This window comes from Streptomyces sp. A0642 (assembly GCF_004795105.1).
Classification (GTDB): domain Bacteria; phylum Actinomycetota; class Actinomycetes; order Streptomycetales; family Streptomycetaceae; genus Streptomyces.
The window spans coordinates 656,659-673,068 of sequence record NZ_SSBL01000002.1; the positions used below are offsets into that span (position 1 = coordinate 656,659).

The 16,410-nt window shown below is 72.8% G+C and carries 18 protein-coding genes; 4 read left to right on the plus strand and 14 right to left on the minus strand.

Features of this window, described 5'->3' with window-relative positions:
• Window positions 1-80 precede the first annotated feature (80 nt).
• From E6R60_RS06555 to E6R60_RS06575, 5 genes are all read right to left on the minus strand, one after another.
• Window positions 81-881 (minus strand): class F sortase, encoded by an 801-nt coding sequence (locus E6R60_RS06555; protein ID WP_240802411.1) that lies wholly within the window; start codon window positions 879-881, stop codon window positions 81-83.
• 1 nt (window position 882) lies between these two features.
• Window positions 883-1,446 (minus strand): hypothetical protein, encoded by a 564-nt coding sequence (locus E6R60_RS06560; protein ID WP_136325434.1) that lies wholly within the window; start codon window positions 1,444-1,446, stop codon window positions 883-885.
• Window positions 1,447-1,563: 117 nt separating this feature from the next.
• Complete coding sequence (locus tag E6R60_RS06565; protein WP_136325435.1) at window positions 1,564-2,352, minus strand: HAD-IIA family hydrolase; 789 nt, start codon at window positions 2,350-2,352, stop codon at window positions 1,564-1,566.
• Between the two features lie 208 nt (window positions 2,353-2,560).
• The gene (locus E6R60_RS06570; protein WP_136325436.1) at window positions 2,561-3,757 is read right to left on the minus strand and encodes a hypothetical protein; all 1,197 of its coding nucleotides are present in this window, start codon (window positions 3,755-3,757) and stop codon (window positions 2,561-2,563) included.
• 151 nt (window positions 3,758-3,908) lie between these two features.
• Window positions 3,909-5,072: an ROK family transcriptional regulator gene (locus tag E6R60_RS06575; protein WP_136325437.1), complete on the minus strand. Its 1,164-nt coding sequence runs from the start codon at window positions 5,070-5,072 to the stop codon at window positions 3,909-3,911.
• Window positions 5,073-5,128: 56 nt separating this feature from the next.
• Here E6R60_RS06575 and E6R60_RS06580 point away from each other — a divergent pair, with 56 nt between their 5' ends.
• Window positions 5,129-6,283: a Gfo/Idh/MocA family oxidoreductase gene (locus E6R60_RS06580; protein WP_136325438.1), complete on the plus strand. Its 1,155-nt coding sequence runs from the start codon at window positions 5,129-5,131 to the stop codon at window positions 6,281-6,283.
• Complete coding sequence (locus E6R60_RS06585) at window positions 6,280-6,759, plus strand: heme-degrading domain-containing protein (RefSeq protein ID WP_136325439.1); 480 nt, start codon at window positions 6,280-6,282, stop codon at window positions 6,757-6,759. Before E6R60_RS06580 ends, E6R60_RS06585 begins: the two co-directional genes overlap by 4 nt.
• 208 nt (window positions 6,760-6,967) lie before the next feature.
• Here E6R60_RS06585 and E6R60_RS06590 read toward each other — a convergent pair whose 3' ends face one another.
• From E6R60_RS06590 to E6R60_RS06615, 6 genes are all read right to left on the minus strand, one after another.
• On the minus strand, window positions 6,968-7,828 hold the full coding sequence (locus tag E6R60_RS06590; protein WP_136325440.1) for a fumarylacetoacetate hydrolase family protein: 861 nt from the start codon (window positions 7,826-7,828) through the stop codon (window positions 6,968-6,970).
• A gap of 136 nt (window positions 7,829-7,964) precedes the next feature.
• Complete coding sequence (locus tag E6R60_RS06595; protein ID WP_136325441.1) at window positions 7,965-8,735, minus strand: YidC/Oxa1 family membrane protein insertase; 771 nt, start codon at window positions 8,733-8,735, stop codon at window positions 7,965-7,967.
• A gap of 127 nt (window positions 8,736-8,862) precedes the next feature.
• The gene (locus tag E6R60_RS06600; RefSeq protein WP_136325442.1) at window positions 8,863-9,198 is read right to left on the minus strand and encodes a DUF6412 domain-containing protein; all 336 of its coding nucleotides are present in this window, start codon (window positions 9,196-9,198) and stop codon (window positions 8,863-8,865) included.
• 129 nt (window positions 9,199-9,327) lie between these two features.
• Window positions 9,328-10,833 (minus strand): sodium:solute symporter family protein, encoded by a 1,506-nt coding sequence (locus tag E6R60_RS06605; protein WP_136325443.1) that lies wholly within the window; start codon window positions 10,831-10,833, stop codon window positions 9,328-9,330.
• A complete protein-coding gene (locus E6R60_RS06610; RefSeq protein ID WP_136325579.1) occupies window positions 10,830-10,988 on the minus strand; it encodes a DUF3311 domain-containing protein in 159 nt (52 codons plus the stop codon). Before E6R60_RS06610 ends, E6R60_RS06605 begins: the two co-directional genes overlap by 4 nt.
• Window positions 10,989-11,070: 82 nt before the next feature.
• A complete protein-coding gene (locus tag E6R60_RS06615) occupies window positions 11,071-11,847 on the minus strand; it encodes a class E sortase (protein ID WP_240802423.1) in 777 nt (258 codons plus the stop codon).
• 245 nt (window positions 11,848-12,092) lie between these two features.
• Between E6R60_RS06615 and E6R60_RS06620 the strand changes: the two genes are divergently transcribed.
• Window positions 12,093-13,094: an SEC-C domain-containing protein gene (locus E6R60_RS06620; RefSeq protein ID WP_136325445.1), complete on the plus strand. Its 1,002-nt coding sequence runs from the start codon at window positions 12,093-12,095 to the stop codon at window positions 13,092-13,094.
• A 147-nt stretch (window positions 13,095-13,241) separates the two neighbouring features.
• Here the strand turns inward: E6R60_RS06620 and E6R60_RS06625 are convergent, their stop codons facing one another.
• From E6R60_RS06625 to E6R60_RS06635, 3 genes are all read right to left on the minus strand, one after another.
• Window positions 13,242-13,631, minus strand: coding sequence for a DUF6281 family protein (locus E6R60_RS06625; RefSeq protein WP_240802413.1), 390 nt, complete (start codon window positions 13,629-13,631; stop codon window positions 13,242-13,244).
• Window positions 13,632-13,928: 297 nt separating this feature from the next.
• Window positions 13,929-14,876, minus strand: a complete 948-nt coding sequence (locus tag E6R60_RS06630; protein ID WP_136325446.1) for a hypothetical protein — start codon at window positions 14,874-14,876, stop codon at window positions 13,929-13,931.
• Window positions 14,877-15,159: 283 nt separating this feature from the next.
• Window positions 15,160-15,702, minus strand: coding sequence for a hypothetical protein (locus E6R60_RS06635; RefSeq protein ID WP_136325447.1), 543 nt, complete (start codon window positions 15,700-15,702; stop codon window positions 15,160-15,162).
• A 194-nt stretch (window positions 15,703-15,896) separates the two neighbouring features.
• Between E6R60_RS06635 and E6R60_RS06640 the strand changes: the two genes are divergently transcribed.
• Window positions 15,897-16,403, plus strand: coding sequence for a GNAT family N-acetyltransferase (locus tag E6R60_RS06640; RefSeq protein WP_136325448.1), 507 nt, complete (start codon window positions 15,897-15,899; stop codon window positions 16,401-16,403).
• Window positions 16,404-16,410: the final 7 nt, after the last annotated feature.

Consider the following 16,410-nt stretch of genomic DNA (forward strand, 5'->3'; position numbering starts at 1 on the left):
CGGCCCGCGCCCCGCGGTCGAGGACCGGCCCGGCCGGCGCCCGGAGAACCGGGCAGCCGGCCGGGCCGGGTACCGAAGGGTCAGCCGCTCCAGCCGGCCGCCGCCAACGGCCACGGCGACCGGACAGCGATCGGGGCGCCCGCCCCGGCGCGGTCCTGAGCGGGCGGACCCGCCTGCTCGCGCGTCTCTTCCCGCGCCTCCTCCTTGGCCTTCTCCTGCGACTTCTCGCCCGTGAGGTACGCCGAGACGACCACGTTCGCCGTGTACGACTTCGACGCCCGGTCGTACGTGCCGCCGCAGGTGATCAGCCGGAGCTCGGCCCGGCCGTCCTTGCGGGGGCCGTACGCCTTCTGGGCGTTGAAGCGGGCGCGGGTGAAGACCTGGACGTCGTCGACGGTGAACTCAGCGACGGTGCCGTCGGTCCGGGTCACTTCGACCTTGGCGCCGGGGCGGGCCGCGCTGAGCCCGTAGAAGACGGCCGGCTTGGTCTCGGTGTCGACGTGGCCGACGAAGAGGGCCGGGCCCTTGGCGCCGGGCTCGGTGCCCGACCCGTACCAGCCGACCGTCTGGGGCGTGTCGAAGGACGGCGGTTCGATCGCCCCGTCCTTGTCCAGGCCCCGGGAGACGACCGGGGCCCGGATCCCGATCGACGGGATCGCGACACTCTGCGGCGCGACGCCCTCGATCGGGTCGTGAGCCGGGGGCAGCGGTACGCCGAGGGGCCGGCCGACCGCGGCCACGTCACCGGTGGTCGGCGCGGAACTGGCGCCGGAGCCACCGGTGATGCCGCGGCCCCAGAGCCACAGACCCAGCAGGAGTACCGCCCAGGCCACTCCGGTGAGCAGCCTGCCGTGCCCCGCCGGGCGGTCCGAGGCGGACACGTCAGCCGGAGGCCGGGCGGCGGCGTCGCACGCTGCGGAAGGCGACGGCGACGGCGGCAACGGCGGCCAGTCCGAGGCCGACCACGGCGTGAACGGTGCCGGGACCGTCCTGCTGGGCAGCGGCCTGGTCGGCGGCGAGTACGGCGGTGCCTCCGCCGCCCGCACGGACCGGGGCCAGCGGCATGGGCCGGCTGCGGTGGACGACGGTCAGCACGGCGGACGCCTTGGTGTGCTTGTCCTTGCAGACCACCTGGACGTCGTAGTCGCCGGGCTCGGCGTCCGAGCGGACGCGGGCCTCGGCGAAGAGCGTCCTGTCCTCGCCGGGCGAGAAGCGCACCTCGGAGTCGAACGCGTCGGAGCTTCCCTTGGCCTCCTTGCCCTTGCAGCCGTCGACCTCGAGGTCGACCTCGCCGCCCGGGGAGACGGAGGACGGGGAGAGTGTGAGGGTGGCCCGGGACCGCGAGTCCTCGTGGTCCGAGTCGGAATTGGCCAGTGCGACGGAAGCGGGCATCAGGGTCGCCGCGACCGCCGCGGCGGCACAGAACGTGAGCGGTATGGAACGCATCGTGAACCTCCTTATGGCAGGTTCACGCGGCCACCCGGATTCCGCATCCGCAGGGGGGCGGCACTGGGCCGGTGGAGTGGGGCGGTTCCGCTCGCACCCCACTCCCCCCGGCCGGTGTCAGCCCAGTTCGATCAGGTCGACGAGGTCGGCGATGGAGTCGACGACCGTGGACGGCCGGAACGGGTACTTGTCGATGTCGGCCACCGTGGTGAGCCCGGTCAGCACCAGGAAGGTCTGCATTCCCGCCTCCAGACCGGCGAGCACATCGGTGTCCATCCGGTCGCCGATCATGGCGCTGGACTCGGAGTGGGCGCCGATCGCGTTGAGCCCGGTGCGCATCATCAGCGGGTTGGGCTTGCCCGCGAAGTAGGGCGCCTTGCCGGTCGCCTTGGTGATGAGGGCGGCGACGGAGCCGGTCGCCGGCAGCGGGCCCTCGGCGGACGGGCCGGTCTCGTCCGGGTTGGTGCAGATGAAGCGGGCGCCGCCGTTGATCAGCCGGATCGCCTTGGTGAGCGCCTCGAAGGAGTACGTACGCGTCTCGCCGAGGACCACGTAGTCGGGCTCGTGGTCGGTGAGGACGTAGCCGATGTCGTGCAGTGCGGTCGTGAGGCCGGCCTCGCCGATGACGTAGGCCGTGCCGCCGGGCCGCTGGTCGTCCAGGAACTGGGCGGTCGCGAGCGCGGAGGTCCAGATGTTCTCGACGGGGACGTCGAGGCCCATGCGGCTGAGCCGGGCGTGCAGGTCACGGGCGGTGTAGATCGAGTTGTTCGTGAGGACCAGGAAGGGGAGCCCCGAGTCCCGCAGCCGCTTGATGAAGGCATCGGCGCCGGGGATCGGCGTCCCCTCGTGGATGAGGACTCCGTCCATGTCGGTGAGCCAGGACGAGATCGGCTTGCGCTCTGCCATGTGGGACTCCAGTTGCCGTACGCCAAGTGCGGGGACGCCGGCGGCACCGCGTTGTGCAGCGCCGACGGCCCCGATTTTAGGGTGCTCGTTCGACCGGGAGTACTGCCTGATCACAGGGAAGCGATCTTCGTACCGATTTCTTTCGTGGGCGGTAGGCGATTTCGGGTACGTGTCGCGGGCGGGCGCCCTGCGCGGCTCGGGGCCGGGATCAGCCGCGGCGGGTCCTGCGGGACCTGACGACGATGGCTCCGGCGCCGATCAGGAGGCTGGAGACGGTGAGTGCCGCGGGCAGCGGGACCGGCAGGGAGGCCCCGGTGCTGGCGAGTTCCGGAATGGCGGCCGGGTCACGGCCGGGGGCGACCGGGCGCGGGCGCGTGGTGCCGGTGCTCCCCGTGGGGCGGGGGTCGGCTGCCCCGGGGGTCGCGTCGGCGTCGGGGCGGGTGAAGCCGTCGCTCCCCTTCTCCTTGCCGGCTTCCGCCGTGCCCGTCTTCTCCTTGCCCACGTCTTCCCTGCCCATGTCTTCTTTGCCCATGTCTTCTTTGCCCACGTCTCCGGTCCCGGCCGGCTCGTCGGCCCGGCCCTCGCCCGTATCGGTCTCACCGGGTTCGTCCGTGCCGGTAGCGCTGCCGTGGTCCTCGACGACGGTGAAGGGGTAGTCCTCGGACTCCCCGACCCATTCCCCGTCGAGGCCCTGGGTCGCGGAGCCACCGTCGCTCGTGTCGCCGCCGGCGCGCTGGCGCTGGACGATCGCGGCGTTCGCGGTGATCCGGCCGGGGCTGGTGTCGGAGGTGAACGCCAGCCTGACCTGGACGGTGACGGTGCGGCCGGCCGGCACGGTGAAGCCGGGGAAGGAGTCGTCGCCCTCGCCGCCGAAGACGCCGATGTGCTCGTCGCGGTCGGTCGTCTCCCAGTGGACGCGGTGTTCGACGCCGGGCCGGGTGCGCTCGGAGAACTCCAGCTGGATCTGGTCCGAGGTCAGGGCGCGGTCCTCGTCGGTGAGGACCAGGACCGGGTGGATCGCGCGGCAGGACTCCGCGGTGGTGTTGGTCAGGTCCAGGAACCAGGTGCCGTAGCCCCCGCCGGAGGCGTAGGTGTCCGGGCCGCCGTGGATCCGGGTGTCGATCGGGAAGTCCGCGGCGCGCGCCTCACCGCAGTCGGGCCGCTGGTCGGCGGTGACGGAGCCAGGGGTCAGCTTGGCGGCCGGGGTGGTGGCCGCGTTGCGGTGCGGGGCGGCGGACGCGCCCGCGGTGCCGCCGAGCACGACGGCGGGCATCACGCTCGCCGCGGCCAGGCCGAGCACCAGCCCGTGCCGGGGGCGGCCGGCCGCGGGGGGCGGCGGCGACGGAGGGCGCGCCGGGACGGAGGGTTCGGGGGAAGGGTTCGGCGGGGGCGGGGTGGCGGGCATCGTGGGGCAGCCTTCACTTCTCGTGGAAACGGTCGGCTCGCCCCGGGCCCGGAGTTCACCGGCAGGAAACCGCGACGCTGTCACGTACGGGAGGACCGGCCGCCCCCGGCATACCGCGAGGTCGTCCGGCCGGCCGCCGGAAACCGCTCGATCAGCCCAGTTCCGTACGGTCGGGGAGCGGAGCGGAACCGGCTCCCGAGCGGCCTTCCCCGATGCCGGCTCCCCCGTGCGTGCGGCCGAAGAGCGGGGCGAGGATCAGCTGCGCCGCCCCCTCGGCGACCGGCCGGTCGCCTCCGCCGACGGCCGCGACCGGTACGGGCGCCGCGCCGGCCCCGTCGCGCGCGGCCCGTTCACCGAGCACCGCGCGCACCCCGCGTACGTACGCGTCGGGGTCGGCGGCGACCGTACGCCCGCCCAGCACCACGCGGTCGATGTCGAGCAGCCCGACCAGGTTGGCGGCACCGGCCCCGAGCACCCGCGCGGCCTCGGCGACGTCGCCCCGGCCGACGGCTGCCAGGCAGAGCGCCTCGATGCAGCCGCGTGCGCCGCAGCCGCACAGGACCCCGTCCAGCTGGAGGGTCTGGTGGCCGAACTCGCCCGCTCCGGTACGGGGGCCGCGGTGCAGCACCCCGCCCAGCACCAGCCCGGCTCCGAGGCCGCTGCCCAGGTGGAGGTAGGCGAAGTCGGCGGGGTCCGGGGTCTGGAGGGCGAGGCCGAGGGCGGCGGCGTTGGTGTCCTTGTCGATGACGACGGGCAGGCCGGTCCGCGCCGCGAGGGCGTCGCTGAGCGGGTAGCCGTCCCACTGTGGGAACCCGGTGACGCGGTGGAGCACCCCGGCGCGATGGTCGAGCGGCCCCGGTACGGCGACCCCGGCCCCGAGCACCGGCAGGGACCCTTCCCCCCGCACGGCGGCCACCGCCCCGGCCGCCGCCGCGAGCACCTCGTCCGCCGGGGCGCCGAGGTCCAGCGGGGCCGTACGGCTCGCGGTCACCGTGCCCGCGAGGTCGACGAGCACCACGGTCAGCACGTCGCGGTCCAGGTGCAGCCCCACCGCGTGACCGGCCTCCGGCACCAGCCGCAGCACGGTCCGCGGCTTGCCGCCCGTCGAGGCGCGGCGCCCGGCCTCGGCGGCCAGGCCCTCGGCGCGCAGCCGGGCGGTGATCTTGCTGACGGCCTGCGGAGTCAGCCCGGTCCGTGCGGCGAGACCGAGCCGGCTGATGCCGCCCTCGCCCGCCGCCCGCAGCAGGTCCAGCACGAGGGCGGCGTTGTGGCTGCGCAGTGTCGGCAGGTTCGCGCCGCTATTACTCCTGTTCACCCACCCATTGTCGCCCGCGCTTGCACTTTGGCAACAGCGTTGCCAAAGTGGATGGCATGACAGCCCACGCGACTCACGAGACCTCCCCGACCCCGCTGCGCGTCGGACTCGTCGGCTACGGCCTGGCGGGTTCCGTCTTCCACGCCCCGCTGATCACCGCGACCGAGGGCCTCGTCCTGGACACGGTCGTCACGTCGAACGAGGAGCGCCGCGAGCAGGCACGCGCCGAGTTCCCCGCCGTACGGTTCGCCGCCTCGCCGGACGAGCTGTGGCAGCGCGCGGACGAGCTCGACCTGATCGTGATCGCGTCGCCGAACAAGACCCACGTCCCGCTCGCGAAGGCCGCGCTGGAGGCCGGTCTGCCAGTGGTGGTGGACAAGCCGGTCGCGGGCACGGCGGCCGGGGCCCGGGAGCTGGCGGCACTGGCCGAGGAGCGCGGGCTGCTCCTGTCGGTCTTCCAGAACCGCCGCTGGGACAACGACTTCCTCACCCTGCGCGCACTGATCGCCGACGGTGAGCTGGGCGAGGTGCAGCGCTTCGAGTCGCGCTTCGAGCGCTGGCGCCCGCAGCTCAAGGGCGGCTGGCGCGAGTCGGGCGATCCGCAGGAGATCGGCGGCCTGCTGTACGACCTCGGCAGCCACGTGGTCGACCAGGCGCTGGACCTGTTCGGTCCGGCGGCCCAGGTGTACGCGGAGTCGGACGTACGCCGCCCGGGTGCGGCGGCCGACGACGACACGTTCCTGGCGATCACGCATGTGAACGGAGTCCGCTCGCACCTGTACGTGAGCGCGACCACGGCCCAGCTCGGCCCGCGGTTCCGGGTGCTCGGTTCGGCCGCCGGATTCGTGAAGTACGGCCTCGACCCGCAGGAGGCCGCTCTGCGCGCGGGCGCGCGTCCGACGGCGGACGAGCCGTGGGGTGTGGAGGACGAGGCGCTCTGGGGCCGGCTCGGCGCGGGCGAGTCCCCGCTCACGGGCGGCGGCACCCCGGTCCGTACGCTCCCGGGCGACTATCCCGCGTACTACGCGGCGGTCGCCGACGCGCTGCGCGGGAAGGGCGACAATCCGGTGACCGCCCTCCAGGCCGCCGCCGCGCTGGACGTCCTGGAGGCCGCCCGCCGCTCGGCCCGGGACGGCGTCACGGTCTCCCTGCCCGCGGCCTCCGTCTCCGAATCGACCACCGCTCACGCCACCGAGGAGCAGTCCGCATGAACCCCACCGCTCCCACCATCTCCGAACTGATCGCCCAGGAGCGCCGGCTGACGCTGCCGCACTTCGGGTACGACGACGCGTACGCGCTCGGCGGCCTGCTCGTCACCCTGGCCCGGCAGCGGCACGCCCCGGTCGCGATCGACATCCGGCGCGGCGCGCAGCAGCTGTTCCACGCCGCGCTGCCGGGTTCGAGCGCGGACAACGACGCGTGGATCGACCGCAAGCGCAAGGTCGTCGAGCGGTACGGCGAGAGTTCGTACCTGGTGGGCACCCGGTTCCGGGCCAAGGGGACGACCTTCGACGAGGCCTCGCGCCTCGACCCGGACAGGTATGCCGCACACGGCGGCTCGTTCCCGATCGCGGTCGAGGGCGCGGGCGTCATCGGCTCGGTCACGGTCTCGGGCCTGCCCCAGGCGGAGGACCACGCGCTGGTGGTCGAGGCCCTGGAACAGTTCGTGACAAAGATCAGCGACTGACCGGACCCGGTACGGACGGAGGGGTGGGGGCCGCCACCGGCGCGACCCCCACCCCTCCGATCTTTACGCACGAAGCCGAGGCCGCGCATCAAGCCGCTGAGGCGGCGCATCCGAGCCGCTCCGGCGGCTGAGGACGTCTTTTCAACCCCGCCCGCCCCGCGAGGGAGGACGAGGCGGGCCCGGGCGCACCCGCCCGAGGGCCGGCCCCCTACGCCCCCTTCAGCTCCTGCCGCTGGCGCCCCAGCCCCTCGATCTCCAGCTCCACCACATCCCCGGCCCGGAGATACGGCTTCGGCTCGGGCTGCCCCATCGCGACGCCCGCCGGCGTCCCCGTGTTGATCACGTCGCCCGGGTACAGCGTCATGAAGTGGCTCAGGTAGCGCACGACCTCGCCGACCGGGAAGATCTGGTCGGCCGTCGTGCCGTCCTGCTTCAGCTCACCGTTGACCCAGAGCTTCAGCGGCAACGCCTGCGGGTCGGCGACCTCGTCGGCCGTCACCAGCCAGGGCCCCAGCGGGTTGAACGTCTCGCAGTTCTTGCCCTTGTCCCACGTGCCGCCGCGCTCGATCTGGAACGCACGCTCGGACACGTCGTGCGCCACCGCGTACCCGGCGACGTGCGCGAGCCCCTCCTCGGCGGAGTCCAGGTACCGGGCGGTGCGCCCGATGACGACCGCGAGCTCGACCTCCCAGTCGGTCTTCTCGCTGCCGCGCGGCACGAGCACCGTGTCCTCAGGCCCCACGACCGTGTCCGGCGCCTTGAAGAAGAGGATCGGCTCGCCCGGTATCTGGGCGCCCGTCTCCGTGGCGTGGTCGTGGTAGTTCAGCCCGATGCACACGATCTTGCCGATCCTGCCGAGCGGCGGGCCCACCCGCAGCCCTTCCGCGTCGAGCGCGGGCAGCTCCCCGGGCGCGGCCGCGGCGGCCCGAACCCGGTCCAGCGCGTCCTCGTCGCCGAGCAGCGCGCCGTCGATGTCGGTGACGATCCCCGACAGGTCACGCAGGGTTCCGCTCTCGTCCAGCAGTGCCGGTCGTTCCGCGCCGGCCGTACCCACACGAAGAAGCTTCAACGGTCTGTCTCCCCTTGGTCGAGATCGGGCCCGTCGGATGGGTTGCGGCCATCGCAGGCTTGTCCGATCGTCCAAGACATCCGATCAACCCGCAAGACCTTGTTCACACACTGGACCGGCGTACTCGCGGACCCGATTACGCCGCCGTGGCCATGGCGGCACCCGCAGCGGGCATGTCGCGGTACAGGTACGCCCGCTCGATCGCGGTCCAGGTGGTGCTCGTGACGACGTACAGCGCGGCGGCCAGCGGCACGAACGCCACGGTGAAGAGGGTGAAGAACGACATCAGCGGCATCACCTTCGTCATCGCGCCCATGCCCGGGACCGGCTGCCCGTCGGGGCCTGCGGCCGGGGTGACGGGGTTGGCGGCCATCTGACGCTTGGTGCGTCCGTAGTTGAACGTGGCGACGGCGGCCACGATCGCGAACAGACCCAGGTACACGAGGCCCTGCGCCCCGAACATCCCGCCGTCCGCGAGCGCGTCACGCCAGCGCTCGCCGAGCGGGGCGCCGAGGAGCTGGTGGCCGAGGAGTGCGTTGGCGTCGTCGCCGATCTTCGTACTGGAGAAGAGGTGGTACAGCAGGAAGAAGGCCGGCATCTGCAGGAGGCTCGGCAGGCAGCCGGAGAGCGGGGAGACCTTCTCCTCCCTGTGCAGCTCCATGAGCGCCTTCTGCATCCGCTCGGGGTTCTTGGCGTGCTTCTTGCGGAGTGCGGCGATCTGCGGCTGGAGCCGGCGCTGCGCCTTCTGTCCGCGCGCCGCGGCCCGGGAGAGGGGGTGCACGGCGAGGCGTACGAGTGCGGTGAACAGGATGATCGCGGCGGCGGTGGACGCGTTCTGGAAGAGCGGGTGGAGCGCGTCGGCGAGGGCGCCGACCAGACTCGCGAATGCGGACATGAAAGCGGACATGGATGACCCTCCGTGGGTCTCGTCGTGCCGGGAAGTGGATCAGCTTCGGCAGGACGATCCGCGCGGGCCGGCCCCGCGTACGCGCACATGGCGTACGTACCGGGACGGGAAGGAGGAGGGGCGAGCCCTACGCGGCCGTCAGGAGGACATGGCCGGGGGCTCGGGGTCGCCGGCGCCCCTTGGCGTCGGGGTCGCGCTGCGGGAGGAACGCGGTGCGTTTCTCCCGGTCGCGCATGGCGGTGCGGACCCGGGTGCGGGGCACCGGGGCGGCGCAGCGCGCGCTGATGACCGAGCAGGCGACGAGCGCGGTGCCGGCGGCCGCGGTGGCGGCGAGCGCGACGGCGGCGGAGAGGCTGCCGCCCTCGGCGAGCAGGACTTCGGTGAGGAAGAAGAGCAGGATCCCGGCGGGCCGGAGCACGCGGGCGAGGGCCCCGCGCACGCGGTGCGTGGCACGCGCGTCCATGGCTCCTCCCCCTTTCCGTTCTCCTGCGTCCGCGCGGTCGCGCGCGGACTTCAACCGTTAACCGTTATACACGATGGTTTTCGCGGGCCGGCGGCTCGAAAGAGCGTCCCGGTCCATGAACCGGCCCCCTCAAGGAGCCGGAACCGCCACCTCCTCCCCCTCCAGCTCGTCCCGCGCCAGCACGTCCTCGTCCGGCCGTTCGTCGCGCTCGCGCGGCCCCGCGTACGTCACCGCGAGCGCGACGGCGAGATTCGCGCCGAGCGCGACGATGCCGGCGTTCACCCCCCACACCGGGTCGTTCTCCGTGAACACGAACCCGCACACCACACCCACCCCCACGACCAGCCCGCTCATCGCCCCGAGCAGGGTCAGCCGGCGCCACAGCAGGCCCAGCAGCACCATGGGGAGCAGCTGCGCCATCCCCTCGTACGAGATCAGGGAGAGCCGTACGAGCGTGTTCGGCGCGGTGTAGGTCAGCAGGAGCGCCAGGCCGCCCGCGATCACGACGACCAGCTGCGCCGCGCCCTTCTGCCGCTGCTCCCACCGGGGCACGAGCGAGAGGACGCTGCGTCCCCACATCGTGCCGATGACCAGCATGAAGACGGCCATGGGCACGATCGAGGAGAGCGCGGCGGCGACGCCGATGATCCCCACCGACCAGGCGGGCAGCGAGTCCACGACCAGCTTGAACAGCGCCAGGTTCGACTCGGCCCCGACGAGCCCCGGGACGACGAAGAGCGCCGCCATGCCGAGCAGCATCGGAACGAAGAGCAGGACGTTGTAGGCGGGCAGCAACACCGCGTTGCGCCGCAGCACGTCGGCGTTCCTGGCGCCGAGGTAGCCGGCGACGGTGGTCGGGAAGATCACCACGGTGAGGGAGTTCAGGAACGAGGTGGTGATGAACCAGGCCTGCCCGAGGCCGCTGTCCCCGTGCCCGGGGAAGGTCAGCCACTCGCTCTTCTCCGTGACGAGCCGGTCGAGGAAGGGCCCGTAGCCGTCGAAGTAGTGCAGCGGTACGTAGATCGCCAGGAAGCCGAGCGTGGCGATCACCATCACGTCCTTCAGCACGGACACCCACGCGCTGCCGCGCAGCCCGCTGACCACGACGAAGGCGGTGGTGACGGCGAAGGCGATGAAGTACGCCCAGTCAAGGCTGATCGCGCCGTAGGAGATGGTCGAGACGACGACGCCCATGCCGGTGACCTGGAGCTGGATGTACGGGAGCAGGAACACGGTCGCGAGGACGGCGACGAGCGCCCCGAGCCAGGGCCGGCCGAAGCGGTGCGCCACCATGTCGGTGATCCCGACGAGGCCGTGCTTGCGCGCGTACGCCCACAGCAGCGGCCCGACGACGTAGCCGACGGCGTATCCGCACGACATGTACGCGACCACGTACAGGACGGGCGCCCCGTAGTTGTAGCCCCAGCCGGCGGCGCCGAGGTAGCTGAAGCTGGTGTAGCCCTCACCGGCCATCAGCACCCAGATGAACACGGTCCCCAGGCTGCGCCCGCCCACCGACCACTCGGCGAGCCCACCGCCCCCGGACCCGCGCCGGCCGCGCACGGCGAGCAGCCCGAGGGCCACGGTGGCGACCATGAAGACCCCGAAGACGGAGGTCGCGACGGCGGCGTTCACCGGCGGTCACCCCGCCGGGCCATCCATACGGCGACGGGGGTGAGGACGGTCGCCCCGAGCAGCCAGAAGAAGAGGAACGGCAGCCCGAGAACGACGGGATCGACCCGGTTCACGAAGGGCAGCGCCCCCAGGTAGAGCACGTAAGGGACCAGCAACCACAGCAACTGCGGACGTCGTCTGAGCACGTCAGAGAACCTTAGACCTCTCCCCCTCGCCTCTTCTCCGCCTCCCCGGTGATCAGCGCTGCCGGACTCCGCTCAGCTTCCCCCACACCACGAGCCGGTACCGGGAGGTGAATTCGGGCGTGCACGTCGTCAGGGTCAGGTAGGACCCCGCCGTGCGGTAGCCGGGGTACGGCTTCGCGTTGCTGCGCGGCACGGCGGCGATGACCCCGCTGTCGCCCGGCTGGGTCCGGGCGAGGGTCTTGTCGACGGTGTACGTGTACACGGCGTCCCGGGTCTCGACGGTGATCGGGTCGCCGGGCCGCAGCCGGTTGATGTGGCGGAAGGGCTCGCCGTGGGTGTTGCGGTGCCCGGCGAGCGCGAAGTTCCCGGCGCCGCCGGGCTGGGCGGTGCCGGGGTAGTGACCGGCGTACCCCTTGTCCAGGACGCCGCGCTTGCTGACGCCCTGGGCGACGGGCGCGGTCAGCCCGATGCGCGGGATGCGCAGGACGGCGTACGCCTGCGACCGGCGGGGCGCGGGCGCGGCGGCGGTCCGCCCGCCGCCGTCCCCGCCGGTCTGCTCCTCCCCCACGACGGGGGTGTCGTCGTCCATGTCCACCGGCTCGGGCGTGTCCTGCGCGGGCTCCGCCGGATCCGAGGCCCGTTCGGGCCCGCCCCAGTCCCGCTCCAGGGCGTGCACGGTGTCGGCGGCTTCGGCGCGGGCCTGCCGGTTCGTCCACCACAGCTGATGGGCGACGAGCAGCAGCAGGACGACGCCGAGGGTCACCACCAGCTCCGCGCCCGTCCACAACCCGCGCGCGACCGCCCGCCTCCCGCGCGCGTCACGCTGCACGACCACCGGTATCCGCTCACGCCTCGGCTCCCGCACGGCCCGCACGATAGGGCCGGGGCCGCCAACTCTCCAGAGCCGCGACAGAGCCGCCCTGCTGTCGGAGCGCCGCCCCACTCCCCGGACCCGTAACGGCTCACCACCGACGCCACACCTTCCGGGCCCGTAACAAGGCTCACTGCCGACGCCGCTCCCCGGAGCCGGAACACCCCTCCGCATCGCGCCCGCACCGCAGTACCGTGTGGTTCATGCGCCCCGACACGCCTGCCGACCACACCACCGAAGCCGAGCGCCTGCTGCGCACCGCGGCGCAGTATCCGGAGGACCACGAACCGCTGCTCCTCCAGGCGGCCGCCCATCTGGAACTCGCCGGCGACCGCACCCGTGCCACCTCGCTCTACGACTCCCTGCTCAGCGACCCCGACACCGAGCACCCCCACCTGGTGAAGGCGCTCAGCGCCGCCAACCTGTGGGAGTACGGCCACGAGGCGGAGGCCCGCGCGATCATCGACGGCATCCGCGTCGCCGCCCCGGCGGAGGCGGCCCCCTGGGAGATCGCGGCCGAGACCCTGGAGGCCCACGACGAGCTCGAAGCGGCCCACGACTACTTCTCGACCGCGCTCACCCTGCTCATCGCGCCGGGCGAGGAGGTCCCGTATGCCACCCAGTCGCTGCTGACCGGCCGCCACCGCGTCCGCCGTCTCATGGGCGTCACGCACGACGCCTGGGACGAGCTGGCCGACGCCCTGCACACGGCGGCCGTCCCGCTGGACGAGCTCCACGACCCGAAGCGGCTGTGGGCGCTGGGCTCCTCGGACCCGGGCGAGCTGCGGGCCGAGATCACCCGCCTCCGCGCGGAACTGGGCACGTACCGCACGGCCCTGTCCCGCCCCTTCCCGGTGGCGGTGCTGCACTGGCCGGAGCCCGAACTGCGCGAGCTCCTGACCGCGTACCCGGGCCTCGGCAGCGAGTACGCCTCCCACCCGGACCACCTGGCCCGCCTGGAAGCGGCCCTGCGCGACCTTCACGCGGCGGGGACCCCGAACCTCGGCATCGTGACGGGCACGGTCCCGTCGTACGAGGCGTTCGCCGCCTCCGAGGCCGCCTCCCCGTCCGACCCGGACCTGCTCCCCCAGTACGCGACGACCCTGGCCGCCCGCGGCCGCGCGGTCCCGTGGCCGCCGGCGAGAAGCGCGGCGTGCTGGTGCGGCTCGGGGCGGTCGTACCGGGACTGTCACGGGCACGCGTAGACGAAATCCCGGCCGAAGCGGAAGGGCGGGGTACGGGTACGCGTGCCCGTGCCCGAACGGCCGTCACCTGGCTGCCCGGTCCACGTCCGGGGCGCGGGGTTCGGTGGGGCATCAGCCTGGGAGCTGCACCGAACCCCGCGTTTCAGATCAGGAACCCTCGATCAGTTCCTGTACCTCGGGTGGGAGCTCCGAGTCGGAGGAAACGGCGAAGAACCTGGCTGTCTCCGGCGTGTCCCCCACGGCGATGGCGACCTCGGGAGACATGCCGTCCACCTCGTAGGCGGCTTCCGCCGCACCGGCCGGCTCCTCGGTCTCGCTCCTGCCGCCGGTGTCTTCGCAGGGTGGCGCGGTGGCGACTCCGAGCTTCTTCCCGGCTGTGAACTTCACGTTCCCCACGTCTTGATAGGTGAGGTCCTGGTAGGTGTACCGAGCCACGCAGGAGGCTTCGGCCCCACCCCCGTCGGCCGTGCACGCGGCTACTGGCATCACCATGGCCGCCGCCACCAGCAAGCCGGCGGATCGCCTGGTCCAGCTCATGTGTTTCCCCCCTCAACGGATGCTGCGAAGAGGAGGAGTGCCTCCTCTTCGCCGAGTGACCTCGCCCTCACTCAGCACAGGGAATGAGACCGTGCCGATGACGAGGCTCCCGTGTTCCACCCTTCGACGTCGGCACCTCGGATCAGGTTCCCGACTGACTCGCCCAGATGATCAGGACTTGATACGCGCCCCACGAGGGTCCTGACCTGACGATCACGTGCACCCGCCGTGGAGGCAGAAGGCCCGAGGTCGGGAATCGGCGCAGGCAGGGCTGTTCTCCGCCGTGTCAAGGCACCGTCAGCACCAGCGTGTGTGGCGGCAGATGTGCCCGCCGTCGCCGGAACCGCCCGAACCTCCGGAACCGCCGGGGATTCCGTTCGGGTACAGCCTCGTGCGGTTCCGGTCACGGGGGTACGGGTCGAGGTAGTCCGGATCACCGTCGTCGTCGCGGTCCGGCAGGTAGGCGTCCCTCCCCCGGTCCGGGGCCGGGCAGCCATGGTCGGGCGAGGAGAGCGCGAGGCTTACGACGTACACCTCGTCGGTGAGGGAACCGCCGCTCGCCGGGTCCTGTCGGCACACGCGCCAACCGTCGTACTCGCCCTCACGGGGAAGCGTGTCGTTGAGGTAGGCGGCCTCGGCGTGCACATCGTCGTCGGGAACACCCGCCGCCGTCACCTTCGGGACGGCGGCGCGCCAGGTCAGCCCCAGGACATCGGGCATCTTCTGCCACGGCACCGTTGTGCCCTCGGCCTCAGGGCACGGTTCCTCGCGGCGTACGACACCGAAGTCCACGATCGGCTCCTCGGACGATCCGTTGGTCCCCTGGAAGCAGACCTTCCACAGTGAACGCGCCGTCACCACCCGCTTCTGGTCCGAGGCGTCGTGGTAGATGACCGTGAAGCCCTTCCTCCGCGACTTCGGGAAGGCGACGTCCAGCGAGTCGCCCGTGAAGTCGGGCACCGTGGGCATGGTGGCCTCGGGCGTCGCCGGCGAGGCGGTGGGGAAGCGACTCGGGCGTGTGGGCGGCTTCGCGGCCTCGGCGTTCGCCGCCCGGGCCGGGGTATCGGCGGGCTGCTCGGGCAGCACCGCCCCGAAGAGGGCCATCGCCGCGACCGAGGCGACGACTCTGCCCGACCTGGGCCAGGGGTTGCGCCACCACAAGAGGAACAGAGCAACGAGGAGCGTCACCCCGCCGAGCCGATCATTCGCCAGCCCCAGCAGGGGAACGGCGGCGATGGCACCCACGCGTGCCGCGCCCGACCGCCACCAGGGGCCGGGGCCGGAGGAAGGGGGAAGCGAGGGCGCGTGCCTCTGGGGACCGGGCATGGTGGCGCGGAGCCTTTCCATCCATACGTGCGAAAGCTGACCGCCCGCATCGTACGCACGCGGTGGAAGCCGCCCTTCCGGGTGGCGCCCAGAATGCGCCTGGTGAACGGGCTGGTGACGGTTCAAGGGCAGTACCGAGAGGCTGGGCGGGCGCTCCCGGAACAGCGTCCGCGGCCGGTGGCCGGGGACTGTCGGACAGGCCCTAGTGCTGAGGCGGGCGGGCGGCGCGCCGGGGCAGGTGGCTGTCGAGTACGGCGCGCAGCCGTTCGGTGTCGTCCCTGCCCAGGGCGCGCTTCGGCAGGTAGTGCACCACGAGCAGGTAGGGCGCGGGCGACAGCAGGACGAATCCTGCGGCGGTCTCCACGTACCCGCCGAGGCTCTGCCAGCCCCGGCGCGTCGCCATGTGCGCGCCCATGAAGCACACCGCGTCGTCGGAGTCGCTCACGGTAACGGCCCAGGGGCCCATCGTGGCACCCGCCTTGGCCTGACGCACGGCCAGAACGCCCGTCCTCGCGGCGAGACCGATCAGGCAGCCGACGAAGGCGCAGCCCGCCGCCAGGGCGCTGTCGGCGATCACCCAGGCCACCCCCGCGAAGAGCAGAGGCGCCAGCAGACCCCGCAGCCGTCCCCTGACCCCTTGCGCTCTCGCGCGTGCGCGCAGGGCGTCGGACCAGTCCGGCTGGCCCAGCTCGTACCTCAACTCGACGACGGCGACACCCTCCGCCGCGCTTGGCGCCTCTGCCATGGCCCCTCACCTTCCCCCTGCCGAGCCGCGATCGTAGCGGGAAGGCAGCCATGCCGACGATCGATCGCGCACGGCCCGTCCGAGACCCGATCGGCCGGGAGAGGACCCCTCAGCAGCCGTCCAGAACCGGGCGGCCGAACCGCCGGCCCCGAAAATCCCGAGCCCTCGGCACGCCCAGCGCCTACCCTGCCGCCATGCCCGAACTCCAGCGCCTGCGCCCCGACCACGCCCCGGCTCTCCTCGCGTTCGAGGAGGAGAACCGGGCGTTCTTCGCGGCCTCGGTTCCGGACCGCGGGGACGACTACTTCACGCACTTCGCCGCCCGCCACGCCGACCTCCTCGCCGAACAGGCCGCCGGCGCCTGCCACTTCCACCTGCTGATGGCGGAGGGCGGCGAGGTGCTGGGCCGGTTCAACCTGGTGGACGTGGCGGACGGCTCCGCGGCCCTCGGCTTCCGCCTGGCCGAGAAGGCCACGGGCCGGGGCCTGGCCACGGCAACGGTCCGCGAACTCTTCACCCTCTGCACCACCGCCTACGGGCTGACGCGACTGCGCGCGGCGGCCGCCGTCACCAACACCGCCTCACGCTCGGTCCTGACCCGGACGGGCTTCGTCCCGACGGGAGAGGCGCCGCTCCTGAGCGGGAAGCGGGGGGTGGGGTACGTGCGGGAGCTGGCCACCGGGCTGTCCGACGGCGTCTGACGCCGTG

Coding starts and splice junctions, on each gene's coding strand:
- E6R60_RS06595 (WP_136325441.1), bottom strand. CDS start 8,735: ATGTCCGCTTTCATGTCCGCATTCGCGAGTCTGGTCGGCGCCCTCGCC.
- E6R60_RS06640 (WP_136325448.1), top strand. CDS start 15,897: ATGCCCGAACTCCAGCGCCTGCGCCCCGACCACGCCCCGGCTCTCCTC.
- E6R60_RS06620 (WP_136325445.1), top strand. CDS start 12,093: ATGCGCCCCGACACGCCTGCCGACCACACCACCGAAGCCGAGCGCCTG.
- E6R60_RS06580 (WP_136325438.1), top strand. CDS start 5,129: ATGACAGCCCACGCGACTCACGAGACCTCCCCGACCCCGCTGCGCGTC.
- E6R60_RS06600 (WP_136325442.1), bottom strand. CDS start 9,198: ATGGACGCGCGTGCCACGCACCGCGTGCGCGGGGCCCTCGCCCGCGTG.
- E6R60_RS06570 (WP_136325436.1), bottom strand. CDS start 3,757: ATGCCCGCCACCCCGCCCCCGCCGAACCCTTCCCCCGAACCCTCCGTC.
- E6R60_RS06635 (WP_136325447.1), bottom strand. CDS start 15,702: ATGGCAGAGGCGCCAAGCGCGGCGGAGGGTGTCGCCGTCGTCGAGTTG.
- E6R60_RS06625 (WP_240802413.1), bottom strand. CDS start 13,631: ATGAGCTGGACCAGGCGATCCGCCGGCTTGCTGGTGGCGGCGGCCATG.
- E6R60_RS06585 (WP_136325439.1), top strand. CDS start 6,280: ATGAACCCCACCGCTCCCACCATCTCCGAACTGATCGCCCAGGAGCGC.
- E6R60_RS06560 (WP_136325434.1), bottom strand. CDS start 1,446: ATGCGTTCCATACCGCTCACGTTCTGTGCCGCCGCGGCGGTCGCGGCG.
- E6R60_RS06565 (WP_136325435.1), bottom strand. CDS start 2,352: ATGGCAGAGCGCAAGCCGATCTCGTCCTGGCTCACCGACATGGACGGA.